The sequence below is a fragment of the Streptomyces sp. R302 genome (genome assembly GCF_012927245.1).
In the GTDB taxonomy this organism is placed as follows: domain Bacteria; phylum Actinomycetota; class Actinomycetes; order Streptomycetales; family Streptomycetaceae; genus Streptomyces.
Window position 1 is genome coordinate 77500 of record NZ_JABBGE010000004.1, and the last position, 13401, is coordinate 90900.

Consider the following 13401-nt stretch of genomic DNA (forward strand, 5'->3'; position numbering starts at 1 on the left):
GGCCCGTGTCGGCCAGAACTTCACTCGAATGTGCAGGTGTAGCTTCCACCGCCATGACCGCATCCGCATCCGCATCCGCATCCCCATCCACACCCGCCTTCGCCCACCCCGTCGACGCGGCCCGCCTCCTGGAGCTGCTGGGCACCCGCCCGCGCGTGCTCGCGCTCGGCGAACCCACCCATGGCGAGGACAGCCTCCTCGACGTGCGCAACACCCTCTTCCGACAGCTGGTCGAGAAGGAGGGCTACCGGACCGTCGCCGTCGAGAGCGACTGCCTGGCGGGCCTGCTCGTCGACGCGTACGTGACGCACAGCGCGCCCGACGGAGCGACCGAATCCCTCGACGACGCCCTCGACGACGTCATGGCGCGCGGCTTCAGCCACGGCTTCGGCGGCTCCCCGGCCAACCGCGCGCTCGTCCGGTGGATGCGCGCCTTCAACGAGGGCCGGCCGCCGGAGGACCGGGTGCGGTTCGCCGGCCTCGACGGCCCGCTGGAGACCGCCGGCGGCGAGAGCCCCCGCCGGGCGCTCACGGCGCTCCACGCCCATCTGGCCGCCCACTACGACCCCGCGATGCTGCCCTGCACCGCCCGGACCCTCGACGAGCTCCTGGGCGAGGACCACCGCTGGAACGAACCCGCCGCCCTGCGGGACCCGTCCCGTTCGGTCGGCCGCACGCCCGAGGCGGAGCGGCTCCGCCTGATCACCGACGACCTGAAGGCCCTCCTGGACGCGCTCCCCGCACCCCGGGAAGCGGCCACGGACCGACAAGCCCGCCTCTACGCCCGCACCGCCGCCGGACTCCTCCGCTACCACGCCTCCATGGCGGACCCCTCGCCCGCGCGCCTGCCCCGGCTCCTCACGCTCCGCGACTCCCTCATGGCCGCCAACCTCCTCGCCCTCGCCGCCCGCGGCCCCGTCCTCGCGCACGCCCACAACAGCCACCTCCAGCGCGAACGGAGCAGCATGCGGATGGGGGAGCGGCAGGTCGCATGGTGGGGTGCCGGCGCGCTCGTCGCCTCCCGCCTGGGGCAGGAGTACGCCTTCGCCGCCACCGCCGTGGGCACCCTCCGCCACCGCGGGGTCCAGCCCCCGCCCCCGAACACCGTGGAGGGCCTCCTGTACACCCTCCCCGCCCCCCACCACCTCCTGAACACCCACCTCCTGACGACAGCCCTGGGCGCCACCCCACCCCCTCCCCGCACCTCCCCCTGGCACGGCTACGCCCCCCTGAACCCCACCCACCTCCCCACCACGGACGCCCTCCTCTTCATCAAGGACACCACCGAACCCACCACCCCCTGGTGGCCCACCCCCTGACCCCCACTCCCGCGGATCGCATCCCCGGCCCGGGCCGGCCCTGACGGCGCGCGGCCCCCGTGCCCCCCCGTGCCCCCGTGCCCCCGCCCACTCCCCGCCGGTCAGGGCCGGAGGCCCCCGCGCGGTGCCCCCGTGGGACCTCGCCCGGGTGCCGCGCGACGCCCCTCGGAGTCGTACCACCGCTTCCCGGAGCACCACCCCCCGGCACGGGCACGGCCGGCCGGGGGGTGACACTCTCCCTCGTGACCGCCAGTACACCCGCGCCCCCGCCCGCCGAGGCACCCGCCGCCACCCCCACTTCCACTACCACCCCCAACCCCACCCCCGGTACGGGTCACGCGGCAGCTCATCACGGCGAGCTGCTGCAGGGGGTCTTCGCCGACGGCGGCGGGCGGCCCAGGGCCGGGCTCGTCACGCTGCCGCTGGACGGTCCCGGCACCCGTGCCGAGTTCACGCCGAGTCCCGGCGCGCCGGCCGACGCGGTCGCCGTCGTGCCCGCCGGGCGGTCGAAGGCCGCCCGCGCCGCCCGGCTCGCCGCCGCCGTCTGCGCGGCCCGCACCGGCCGCCCCGCGCGCGGCGGCACGCTGCGCCTCACCGGCTCCGTGCCGCTCGGGCTCGGCATGGGCAGCTCCACCAGCGACGTCCTCGCCACCGTGCGCGCCGTCGCCGACGCGTACGGGCTCCGCCTCGACCCCGGCACCACCGCCGGGCTCGCCGTCCGCGCCGAAGGCGCCAGCGACCCCCTCATGCTCGACGAGCGGCCCGTCCTCTTCGCCCAGCGCGAGGGCCGCGTCCTCGAAGTCCTCGGGCCCGCGCTGCCGCCGCTCCTCGTCGTCGGCTGCCTCCTCGGCGGCGGCGAACCCGTCGACACCCTCGCCCTGCCCGCCCCGGCGGCCACCGGCGCCGACCTCCGCGCCTACGCCCGGCTGCTCGACCGGCTCCGCCGCGCCGTCGCCGACGGCGACGCCGCGCTCCTCGGCCGGGTCGCCACCGCCAGCGCCCGCCGCGCCCAACGCGTCCTGCGGCACCCGGACTTCGAGGCGCTCGTCGCCCTGGCCCGCCGTACCGGCGCCGTCGGCGTCCAGATCTCCCACAGCGGTTCCGTCGCCGGCGTCCTCCACGACCCGGCCGCCCCCGGCGCCGAGGCCCGCGCCGACGCCACCCGCCGCGCGCTCGCTGCCCACCGCATCCCGTACACCCGCACCTTCACCGCCGGCGGTCTTCGTCCGGCGTCCGTTCACCCGTGTCGTTGTTGGGCCGAACGGGTGAGGGGCGGGAGGATGGGGTCATGAGTAGGTACGAGAGGTACGACGTCACCGACGAGCAGTGGGAGGGCCTGGCCCAGGTACTGCCGCTGCGCGGCCGCGACGAATGGCCGTCCAGGGTCGACCACCGCACGATCCCCGAGCAGTACGAGTCCGCCGAACAGCGCCGCATGGTCGTGCTGCGGGTCCAGGTCTTCGCCGACGCCCGCGAGGTCGCCGAGTACCTCATCGCCCAGATCCCGGTCCTGCTCGACCTCACCGGCGCCGACCCGGAAGTCGCCAAGCGCGTCCTCGACTTCAGCAGCGGCGTCGTCTTCGGCCTCGGCAGCGGCATGCACCGCGTCGACCGCAACGTCTTCCTGCTCGCCCCTCCCGGGACCGAGGTCGAGAGCACCGGCGAGGGCCCGTCCGGCGACGAGGACGAGGAGCCCGTCGGCGCGCCGCGCGCCGGAGTCCCCCGATCGTAGGAAGGTCATCTCGGCGTAACGGTTCGTCAGCTCCACCCCTGCGTACGGTCCGATCATGGACCTCACCTGCGGCCCCACCCTCGCCGTACCCAGCCCCCGCCCGACCCCGCCCTCCGCCAGGGGAACGGGCGGGGACGCCACCCCCCACCCAGAACCAACCCCACACCCAGACACCGCCCCCAGCACCGACACGTCCCCCGGCACCGACACAGGCACGGCGCCCGGCACCGCATCCGGCAGCGGCACCGCACGCGGTATCCGCACGAGCGCTGCACCCGGCACGGACACCGCACCCGGCACTTCCACGGCGCCCAGCAGTGATACCGCACGCAGTACCCGCCCGACGTCCGCTACTGGCGCGGCACCCGGCACCCGCACCGGCGCTGCAACCGGTACGTCGCCCGGCGCAGCACTCGGCACGTCCACGGCGCCCAGCAGTGGTACCGCACGCAGTACCCGCCCGACGTCCGCTACTGGCGCGGCACCCGGCACCCGCACCGGCGCTGCAACCGGTACGTCGCCCGGCGCAGCACTCGGCACGTCCACGGCGCCCGGCAGTGGTACCGCACGCGGTACCCGCCCGACGTCCGCTACTGGCGCGGCACCCGGCACCCGCACCGGCGCTGCAACCGGTACGTCGCCCGGCGCAGCACTCGGCACGTCCACGGCGCCCGGCAGTGGTACCGCACGCGGTACCCGCCCGACGCCTGGTACTGGCGCGGCACCCGGCACCCGCACCGGCGCTGCAACCGGTACGTCGCCCGGCACCGACACAGCATCCGGCACCCGCCCGGCGCCCGGCACTGGCCCGGTGCTTGGCGCTGGCACCCCGTCCGGCAGCGGCACTGCACCTGGTACGCGCACGGGCGCTGCGTCCGGCACCGGCCCAGTGCCCGGCACTGGCCCGGTGCTTAGCGCTGGCACCGCGTCCCGCAGCGGCAGCGGCACGGCACCCGGTACCCGCTCGGGGGCGGCACCCGACATCGCACCCGGCACCGACACCGCACCCGGCACCGGTCCAGTGCCCGACACCACGCCCGGCACCCGCCCCGGCACCGGTCCCGCCACCCGCGCGGGCGCCCGTTCCCCATCCCGTCGCCGTCCGCGTGCCGAAGGCGTGGGCGACGTCAACGCCGGCAGCGGCGAGGGCGCAGACGGCGGCGAAGGGCCTGGCAGCGCCAACCGCGCCGACCGCGCCGACCGCGCCGGCAACATCGACGGCGCCCCCGGCGCCCCCCGCGCCGAGCGGCCGACCCTGCCCCGCCCCGCCGTGACCGAGCTGCGGCTCTCCGCCTACGCCGGGCGGCGCCGCGCCGCGTACACGCTCGGGCCCGTCACCCTCTTCGCCGGGCCGAGCGGCAGCGGCAAGTCGACCGTTCTCGGCGCGTACGAGGCGCTGGCCAGGCTCGGCGCGGGGGAGCCGCTCGGCGAGGTGTTCCCGCACCCCGCGGACCTCGTCCCGGACAGCGCCCGGCCCGACGCCCAGGGCCGCCGCGGCTTCCGCATCGGCTGCACCGTCGACGGCCCCGTCGGCCCGGTCAGGATCGACCTCGCCGTCCAGGCCCACCCCGAACTCCGCATCGTCGGCGAACGACTCACCCGCCACGGCCGCACCCTCCTCACCACAGCCCTCAGGGACCCCGGCCGCACCACCGTCCAGGCCGCCTGGCTCACCGCCGGCGCCACGCCCGTCACCCGCGCACCGCTCCCCGACGACCTCCTCGGCACCGCCCTTCTCCCGCTGCGCGTGGCCGGCGCGACGCAGGGGCAGCGCGAGGTGCTCGCCGCCGCCGAACAGGCAGTCGTCGGACTCCGCTCCCTCTTCGTCTGCGCCCCCGAACCGGAGAGGATGCGCGCGCCCGTCCTCCCCGGCGAGGGCCGGCTGCTGCGCGACTGCGCCAACCTCGCCGAGGTCCTGCACCGCACCCACACCGACTGCCCGCGCCGCCACCAGCGCCTCGCCGCCGTCGCCGGCGCGGGCTGCGCCGGGCCCGTCACCGGCGTCGGCGTGCAGGAGCTCCGCGACGGCACCGTCCGTGCCCTCCTCGCCCGCGGCGCCCGCCCCGCCACCCCGCTCGGCCGTCTCGGCGCCGGCGAACTCCGCTACCTCGCCCTCGCGCTGACCCTCCTCACCGGCCCCGGCGTCCTCGCCATGGACCGCATCGCCGAGGTCCCGGACGCCATGCAGTGCCTCACCCTGCTCACCGACGACCTCGACCGGGGGCTCGACGGCCGCCAGACCGCCGCCCTCCTCGGCCTGACCGCCGCCATCGCCGCCGACGGCCACATCCGGCTGGCCGGCGCGGTCGGCGAGCGCGCCGCCGCCCAGGCCCGGCGGACCCCCGGGGTGACGGTGGTAGACCTGACCCCGTGACGGACACCGAACACGACGTGGCGGGGCTCCAGCGCCGCCTCGCCGCCTTCGCGGCGGCACGCGACTGGCAGCCCTACCACACGCCCAAGAACCTGGCGGCGGCGCTCAGCGTCGAGGCGGCCGAACTCCTGGAGATCTTCCAGTGGTTGACGCCCGAGCAGGCGGAGAAGGTGATGGAGGACCCGGACACGGCCCACCGCGTCGCCGACGAGGTGGCCGACGTCCTCGCCTACACCCTCCAGTTCTGCACGGTGCTGGGGATCGACCCCCTCGCCGCGCTCGCCGCCAAGATCGACCGGAACGAGCTCCGCTTTCCACCCCGCAGACGGGACGGAACGGACGAGTCGGGCATCGAAAGCGTTGATCGTCACTCTTCGGAGTGATCGGTTCATCCCCGTCGAGATGCCTGTCCACAGATTTCCGAATTCCTCTGGTGCCGGGGCTCAGGCGGCCTCACTCTGGGTAGTGGACTGAGAGAACGGCAAGTCGCACGAACGGGGGCGGAGTTGATGGAAGCGGAGCGACTCGTCCAGGCGGGCCTGCACGCGCTGGGAGAGAGCCGGACGGCACACGACATCGTGGCGGAAGCCTGGCAGGCCCGGGCCCTCGCCCAGGCGATAGGAAGTCACCTCGCGCTCTGCGGACCGCTGGAGCTCCGCGGGGAGGCACGGGGGCTCAGCGAGGCGGGGGAGTACCCGACGTGGGGAGCGGCCGGCCCGCGCGCGGCGCGGCTCACCGAGGTCGGCGACCCGCGCTCGGCGCTCACCGCCCTCGGCGAGCTGCTGGGGGAGGTGGGCATCGCGCTCGTCGGCGTGGCCTCGGTCACCGACGACGAGAGCCTGTACTGGCAGTGCATGGAGGCGATCGACGCCGCCGACGAGGCCGGCGACCGGGTCCGGGGCATGCTGCGACGCCTCGACGTCCGCGAGCAGGGCCGGGCCCGCCCTCCCGACCCCCCGAGGCGCCGGGCGGGCCCGCCGCCCGCCACCACCCCGCACCCCAGGTCCCCCGCCTCCCCCTCCCGCCCGGCCCCCGAGCCCGGCCGGGAGCCGGAGCAGGCACAGGACCGGGAGCGGGAGCGGGAGCGCGACCGGGCCCGGGACCACTGAGGTCCCAGGCCCGGAAGTGAGGCGGACGAGGGGAGAGGGGGAACGCGGAACGGAGGAGCGGGGAGCGAGCGACCCGTACGGGGAGGGCGGGGAGGGACGGCAGCGCCCCCTCGGGGCGGTCAGCACATCTCCAGGGAGGTCAGCGCATCCCCGGGACGGTCAGCGCGTCCCGGAACCGCCGTCGTGGCGGACACCGGCGGAACCGTCACCGCCGGAACCGTCACCGCCGGGAACGCCGCCGGCTGGACCGCCACCGGCGGGACCGCCACCGGCGGGACCCTCGCCGGCGGGCTCGGGCTCCGCGTCCAGGCGCTCCGCCGTGGACTGGAGGTCGGCGTCCAGCTGGGAGAGGTCGGCGGAGAGCGCCGCCATCAGCTCCTCCATCTGCTGGAGCAGCCCCTTCGGGGCTCCCGGAGCCTGCTGCTCGGGCACGGACTGCGGCACCTGCTGCTCGGGCAGCGCCTGCTCCGGCGCGGCTTCCTGGGACATCGCGGCCTCCTCGCCCCGCACCCCGGCCGGCACGGCGGGGACCACGGGAGAAGAACGACGCACCGGCTGCGGCCGCCGGCACGCGGGCCGGGCGGTCCGGCTCCGCCCGAGCAAACGACGGCGCCCGGTCACGGTCACTGGCCAGCGGCGACGCGTCCCGCCAGGGGGACGGATATTCACCCGACCGGGCCGGGAGGCCCTCCGCGCTGACGCGCGGCTTGACACGCACCGCGAGGTGCAGGATGGAGGCATGGATCTCCGCGTATTCACCGAACCGCAGCAGGGCGCCGACTACGACACCCTCCTCAGGGTGGCCCGCGCCACCGAGGAACTCGGCTACTCCGCCTTCTTCCGCTCGGACCACTACGTCCGCATGGGGTCCGGAGACGGGCTGCCCGGGCCGACCGACGCGTGGATCACCCTGGCCGGTCTCGCCCGCGAGACCAAGCGGATCCGGCTCGGCACCCTGATGACCGCCGCCACCTTCCGGCTGCCGGGCGTCCTCGCCATCCAGGTGGCCCAGGTCGACCAGATGTCCGGCGGCCGCGTCGAGCTGGGCCTGGGCGCGGCCTGGTTCGAGGAGGAGCACACCGCGTACGGCATTCCGTTCCCGAAGGAGAGGTTCGGCCGGCTGGAGGAGCAGCTGGCGATCGTCACGGGCCTGTGGGAGACCGAGGTCGGCAAGACCTTCGACTACGAGGGGAGGCACTACCGTCTCGCCGACTCGCCCGCGCTGCCGAAGCCCGCCCAGCGGAGGATCCCGGTCCTGGTCGGCGGCCTCGGCGCGACCCGCACGCCGAGGCTGGCGGCGCGGTACGCCGACGAGTTCAACGTGCCGTTCGCCTCCGTCGAGGACACCGAGCGGCAGTTCGGCCGGGTGCGCGCCGCGGCCGAGGAGGCGGGCCGGCCCGCCGGGGACCTCGTGTACTCCAACGCGCTGGTCGTCTGCGTCGGCAAGGACGACACCGAGGTGGCGCGCCGCGCCGCCGCGATCGGCAGGGAGGTGGAGGAACTGAAGGCCAACGGTCTCGCGGGCACGCCCGCCGAGGTCGTCGACAAGCTCGGCCACTACGCGGCGGTCGGCTCCTCCCGGGTCTACCTCCAGGTCCTCGACCTGGACGACCTGGACCATCTGGAGCTGATCTCCGCGCAGGTCGCACCCCAGCTGGGCTGAGCAGATGGCATCGGACCGGACCCCTGACCGGGCCCCCGACCGGACCCCTGACCGGGCCCCCGACCGGAGCCCTGACCGGGCCCCCGACCGGAGCCCTGACCGGGCCCCCGACCGGACCCCTGACCGGGCCCCCGACCGGAGCCCTGACCGGGCCCCCGACCGGACGGCGGCCCGGACGGTCGCCCAGGCGCTCGCCGGTCGGGTGGTCGTGCTCGACGGCGGGCTCTCCAACCAGTTGGAGGCGCAGGGGTGCGAGCTGGCGGACGCGCTCTGGTCGGCGCGGCTGCTCGCCGACGCGCCCGGGCAGATCGCGGCGGCGCACACCGCGTACGTCCGGGCCGGTGCACAGGTGCTGATCACCGCCAGTTACCAGGCGACCTTCGAGGGCTTCGCGCGCCGGGGTCTCGGGCGGCGGGAGACGGCGGAGCTGCTGCGCCGGAGCGTGTCGCTGGCGCGGGACGCGGGGGAGGGGAGGGCCTGGGTGGCGGCGTCCGTGGGGCCGTACGGGGCGATGCTCGCCGACGGGAGCGAGTACCGGGGGCGGTACGGGCTCTCGGTGCGGGAGCTGGTGACCTTCCACCGGCCCCGGGTGGAGGCGCTGGCGGCGGCGGGGCCGGACGTGCTGGCCCTGGAGACGGTGCCGGACGTCGTCGAGGCGGAGGCGCTGCTGCGGGCGGCGGAGGGGTGCGGGGTGCCGGTCTGGCTGTCGTACACGGTGGCCGGCGGGCGGACCAGGGCCGGGCAGGGGCTGGCGGAGGCGTTCGCGGTCGCGGCCGGGAACGAACAGGTGGTGGCCGTCGGGGTGAACTGCTGCGAGCCGGCGGAGGCCGCGGAGGCGGTTGCCACGGCCGTCGCCGTGACCGGCCGCCCGGCCGTCGTCTACCCGAACAGCGGGGAGCGCTGGGACGCGGAGGCGCGTGGCTGGCGCGGGGCGTCCGGGTACGGCCCGGCGGACGCTGCGGCGCTCGCCGCGCAGTGGGCCGCCGCCGGGGCCCGGCTGATCGGCGGCTGCTGCCGGGTCGGGCCGGAGACCGTCGCGGCGCTCGCGAGCGCGGTGGGGAAAATGCCTGGTCGGGGGTGAGGCGGGGCGCCCATACTCGGACGTGTGTTCCTGACGATCAGTACGACCGGCACCCCGGAGCGACCCGCGACCGACCTCGGCTTCCTGCTGCACAAGCATCCCGAGCGGGCGCAGGCGTTCTCGACCTCGCACGGCACCGCGCACGTGCTCTATCCCGAGGCCACCGCGGAGCGGTGCACCGCGGCCCTGCTCCTGGAGGTGGACCCCGTGGCGCTGGTGCGCCGGGGCAAGGGGAAGGGCCGGGGCGGCGCCCCGGACGCGGCGCTCGCGCAGTACGTGAACGACCGGCCGTACGCCGCGTCCTCGCTGCTCGCGGTGGCCCTGGCGCAGGTCTTCAAGACGGCGCTGCACGGCCAGTGCCGGGCGCTGCCGGAGCGGGCGGCGGCGCCGCTGCCGCTGCGGATCGAGGTGCCGGTGCTGCCGGCGCGCGGCGGTGCGGAGCTCGTACGGGAGTTGTTCGGGCCGCTGGGCTGGACGACGGTGGACGCCGAACCGGTGGCGCTGGACGCCGAGTTCCCCGAGTGGGGGGACTCGCGGTACGTGCGGCTCGTCCTGGAGGGCGAGGGGCTGCGGCTCGCGGACGCGCTGAACCAGCTGTACGTGCTGCTGCCGGTGCTCGACGACGCCAAGCACTACTGGGTGGCGCCCGACGAGGTCGACAAGCTGCTGCGGGCCGGAGAGGGCTGGCTGGCGGCGCACCCCCGGCGCGAGCTGATCACCACCCGCTATCTGGCGCGCCGCCGGAGCCTCGCCCGCGAGGCCTCGGAGCGGCTCGAACTGGTGCGGCTCGCCGAGGCCGACGGGCTCGACGTCGAGGACGTCGACAACGCCGTGGACGAGGCGAGCGACACGGAGGAGCGGCCGGTGCCGCTCGCCGAGCACCGGCGGGCGGCGATCCTGGCCGCCCTGCGGGCCGCCGGAGCCGCCCGGGTCCTCGATCTGGGCTGCGGCCAGGGCCAGTTGGTGCAGGCGCTGCTCAAGGACGCGCGGTTCACGGAGATCGTGGGCGTGGACGTGTCGGTGCGAGCGCTGACCGTCGCCGCGCGCCGGCTCCACCTGGACCGGATGGGCGAGCGGCAGGCCGCCCGCGTGAAGCTGGTGCAGGGCTCGCTCGCGTACACCGACAAGCGGCTCGGCGGCTATGACGCGGCCGTGCTCAGCGAGGTCGTCGAGCACCTGGACCCGCCCCGGCTCCCGGCCCTGGAGTACGCGGTGTTCGGCGCGGCCCGGCCGCGCACGGTCGTCGTGACGACGCCGAACGTCGAGTACAACGTGCGCTGGGAGACGCTGCCCGCCGGACACGTCCGGCACGGCGACCACCGGTTCGAATGGACCCGGGCGGAGTTCCGGGAGTGGGCCGGCGCGGTGGCCGGACGGTACGGCTACGCCGTGGAGTTCGCGCCCGTCGGCGCGGACGACCCCGAGGTCGGCGCGCCCACGCAGATGGCCGTCTTCACCCGGGTGGCCGGGGCGGACGACGAGAAGAAGGAGGATCGGGCATGACCGTGACCACCACCGAGGAGCGTCGGGTGCTGCCCGTCACCGACCTCTCCCTCGTCGTGCTCGTCGGCGCCACCGGCTCCGGCAAGTCGTCCTTCGCACGGCGCCACTTCAAGCCCACCGAGGTGGTGTCCTCGGACTTCTGCCGGGGGCTCGTCGCGGACGACGAGAACGACCAGTCGGCGTCGAAGGACGCCTTCGACGTCCTCCACTACATCGTCGGCAAGCGGCTCGCCGCCGGCCGGCTGACCGTCGTCGACGCCACCAACGTGCAGCGCGAGGCGCGCCGGCAGCTCGTCCAGCTGGCCCGGGAGCACGACGTGCTGCCGATCGCGATCGTCCTCGACCTGCCGGAGTCCGTCTGCCGGGAGCGCAACGCGCTGCGGGCCGACCGGGCCGGCATGCCCGACCACGTCATCCCCCGCCACCGGCGCGAGCTGCACCGGGGGCTGAAGGGCCTGGAGCGGGAGGGCTTCCGCAAGGTCCACGTCCTCAGGTCGGTCGCCGAGGCCGAGGCCGCGGAGGTGCGGCTCGAACGCCGCTTCAACGATCTGCGCCACCTCACCGGCCCGTTCGACATCATCGGCGACATCCACGGCTGCCGGAGCGAGCTGGAGACCCTGCTCGCGCGGCTCGGCTACGTGGACGGCGCGCACCCGGAGGGCCGCACGGCGGTCTTCGTCGGCGACCTCGTCGACCGCGGCCCGGACTCGCCGGGCGTGCTGCGCCGGGTGATGGGCATGGTGGCGGCCGGGAACGCGCTCTGCGTGCCCGGCAACCACGAGAACAAGCTGGGCCGCTGGCTGAAGGGCAGGAAGGTCCAGCAGACCCACGGCCTCGCCGAGACCGTGGCGCAGCTGGAGCGCGAGCCCGCCGAATTCCGCGAGCAGGTAAGGGAGTTCATCGACGGACTCGTCTCCCACTACGTCCTCGACGGCGGGAACCTCGTGGTGTGCCACGCCGGTCTGCCGGAGAAGTACCACGGCCGCACCTCGGGCCGGGTCCGCTCGCACGCGCTGTACGGCGACACCACCGGCGAGACCGACGAGTTCGGGCTGCCGGTGCGCTATCCGTGGGCGGAGGAGTACCGGGGCCGGGCGACGGTCGTGTACGGCCACACGCCGGTGCCGACGACGTCCTGGGTCAACAACACCCTCTGCCTGGACACCGGCGCCGTGTTCGGCGGGCGGATGACCGCGCTGCGCTGGCCGGAGCGCGAGCTCGTCGACGTACCGGCCGAGCGGGTCTGGTACGAGCCGGCCAGGCCGCTGGCGCCGGCGGCGCCCGGCGGGCACGAGGGCCGGCCGCTCGACCTCGCCGACGTCCACGGGCGGCGGACGGTGGAGACCCGGCACCTGGGCAACGTGGCGGTGCGGGAGGAGAACGCGGCGGCGGCCCTGGAGGTCATGAGCCGCTTCGCGGTCGACCCCCGGCTCCTCGCCTACCTGCCGCCGACGATGGCGCCGACGCCGACCGCGAAGGCGGACGGCTTCCTGGAGCACCCGGCGGAGGCCTTCGCCCAGTACCGGGCCGACGGGGTCGAGCGGGTCGTGTGCGAGGAGAAGCACATGGGCTCGCGGGCGGTGGCACTGGTCTGCCGGGACGCGGACGCGGCCCGCGAGCGGTTCGGCGTGGACGGGCCGACCGGCGCCCTGTACACCCGTACCGGCCGGCCGTTCTTCGACGACGAGGCCGCCACCGAGGAGGTCCTCGCCCGGCTGCGGACGGCGATCGGCGCGGCCGGGCTCTGGGAGGAGCTCGCTGCGTCGAACAGCGCCTCCGGCGCGGGGGACTGGCTGCTGCTCGACGGCGAGCTGATGCCGTGGTCGCTGAAGTCCGGCGGACTGCTGCGCCACCAGTACGCGGCGGTCGGCGCCGCCTCGGGAGCCGTCCTCCCGGAGGCCGTACGGGCGCTGGAGACGGCGGCCGCGCGGGGCGTCGAGGGCCTGGAGGGGCTGCTGGCCGCGCAGCGCGGACGGGCCGCGGACGCGGGCGCGTTCACCGAGGCGTACCGGCGGTACTGCTGGCCGACGGAGGGTCTTGACGGGGTGCGGTTCGCGCCGTTCCAGCTGCTCGCGGTCCGCGGGCGGTCGCTCGCCGACGTGCCGCACGACGTGCAGCTCGGGTGGCTGGACCGGCTCGTCGAGCACGATCCGACGGGGCTGCTCCAGGTGACGCGGCGGATCGTCGTCGACACCGGTGACGAGGCGTCGGTCCGCGCGGGCACCGACTGGTGGCTGGAGCTGACCGGCGCGGGCGGCGAGGGCATGGTCGTCAAGCCGCTCGCCGCGCTGGTCCGCGACGGCTCGGGCCGCCCGGTGCAGCCGGGCGTGAAGGTGCGCGGCCGCGAGTACCTGCGGATCGTGTACGGCCCCGAGTACACCCGCCCGGAGAACCTGACGCGGCTGCGGCAGCGCCACCTCGGCCACAAGCGCTCGCTCGCCCTGCGCGAGTACGCGCTCGGCCTGGAGGCGCTCGACCGCCTCGCGGCCGGGGAACCGCTGTGGCGGGTGCACGAGGCGGTCTTCGCGGTCCTCGCCCTGGAATCGGAACCGGTCGACCCGCGGCTGTAGGGGGTGCCCGGGGGACACCGGCCGCCCGTGCGGCGCGAATTCGGCCGTGC

Annotated in this window: 11 protein-coding genes; 10 read left to right on the top strand and 1 reads right to left on the bottom strand. The window is 75.9% G+C overall.

Annotation, left to right across the window (positions count from 1 at the left end):
* The first annotated feature begins 53 nt into the window (after positions 1 to 53).
* The 6 genes from HHL19_RS13460 to HHL19_RS13485 all read left to right on the top strand — a co-directional run bounded on the left by HHL19_RS13460 (position 54) and on the right by HHL19_RS13485 (position 6534).
* Positions 54 to 1319 (top strand): erythromycin esterase family protein, encoded by a 1266-nt coding sequence (locus HHL19_RS13460; RefSeq protein ID WP_169089117.1) that lies wholly within the window; start codon positions 54 to 56, stop codon positions 1317 to 1319.
* A gap of 242 nt (positions 1320 to 1561) precedes the next feature.
* Positions 1562 to 2611, top strand: a complete 1050-nt coding sequence (locus HHL19_RS37230) for a GHMP kinase (protein ID WP_169089119.1) — start codon at positions 1562 to 1564, stop codon at positions 2609 to 2611.
* The gene (locus HHL19_RS13470) at positions 2608 to 3051 is read left to right on the top strand and encodes a cell division protein SepF (protein ID WP_169089121.1); all 444 of its coding nucleotides are present in this window, start codon (positions 2608 to 2610) and stop codon (positions 3049 to 3051) included. The genes HHL19_RS37230 and HHL19_RS13470 overlap by 4 nt, the downstream gene beginning before the upstream one ends.
* Positions 3052 to 4264: 1213 nt before the next feature.
* The gene (locus HHL19_RS13475; protein WP_169090026.1) at positions 4265 to 5425 is read left to right on the top strand and encodes an ATP-binding protein; all 1161 of its coding nucleotides are present in this window, start codon (positions 4265 to 4267) and stop codon (positions 5423 to 5425) included.
* Positions 5422 to 5808 carry a nucleotide pyrophosphohydrolase gene (locus tag HHL19_RS13480; RefSeq protein WP_169089123.1) on the top strand — a complete coding sequence of 129 codons (387 nt, stop codon included), beginning with the start codon at positions 5422 to 5424 and terminating at the stop codon, positions 5806 to 5808. Before HHL19_RS13475 ends, HHL19_RS13480 begins: the two co-directional genes overlap by 4 nt.
* A 126-nt stretch (positions 5809 to 5934) precedes the next feature.
* The gene (locus tag HHL19_RS13485; protein WP_240981593.1) at positions 5935 to 6534 is read left to right on the top strand and encodes a DUF6099 family protein; all 600 of its coding nucleotides are present in this window, start codon (positions 5935 to 5937) and stop codon (positions 6532 to 6534) included.
* A gap of 159 nt (positions 6535 to 6693) precedes the next feature.
* On the opposite strand, the gene HHL19_RS13490 is transcribed toward HHL19_RS13485, so the two are convergent.
* Positions 6694 to 7023 (bottom strand): hypothetical protein, encoded by a 330-nt coding sequence (locus HHL19_RS13490; RefSeq protein WP_169089034.1) that lies wholly within the window; start codon positions 7021 to 7023, stop codon positions 6694 to 6696.
* Between the two features lie 250 nt (positions 7024 to 7273).
* On the opposite strand from HHL19_RS13490, the gene HHL19_RS13495 reads away from it, so the two are divergent.
* Genes HHL19_RS13495 through HHL19_RS13510 form a run of 4 tightly spaced genes read left to right on the top strand, consistent with a single transcriptional unit; the run spans position 7274 to position 13351 of the window.
* Positions 7274 to 8197, top strand: a complete 924-nt coding sequence (locus HHL19_RS13495; protein ID WP_169089125.1) for an LLM class F420-dependent oxidoreductase — start codon at positions 7274 to 7276, stop codon at positions 8195 to 8197.
* Positions 8198 to 8201: 4 nt separating this feature from the next.
* Positions 8202 to 9278: a homocysteine S-methyltransferase gene (gene mmuM / locus HHL19_RS13500; RefSeq protein WP_169089127.1), complete on the top strand. Its 1077-nt coding sequence runs from the start codon at positions 8202 to 8204 to the stop codon at positions 9276 to 9278.
* Positions 9279 to 9302: 24 nt separating this feature from the next.
* Positions 9303 to 10781, top strand: a complete 1479-nt coding sequence (locus tag HHL19_RS13505; RefSeq protein ID WP_169089129.1) for a 3' terminal RNA ribose 2'-O-methyltransferase Hen1 — start codon at positions 9303 to 9305, stop codon at positions 10779 to 10781.
* Positions 10778 to 13351 (top strand): polynucleotide kinase-phosphatase, encoded by a 2574-nt coding sequence (locus tag HHL19_RS13510; RefSeq protein WP_169089131.1) that lies wholly within the window; start codon positions 10778 to 10780, stop codon positions 13349 to 13351. Before HHL19_RS13505 ends, HHL19_RS13510 begins: the two co-directional genes overlap by 4 nt.
* Positions 13352 to 13401 lie beyond the last annotated feature (50 nt).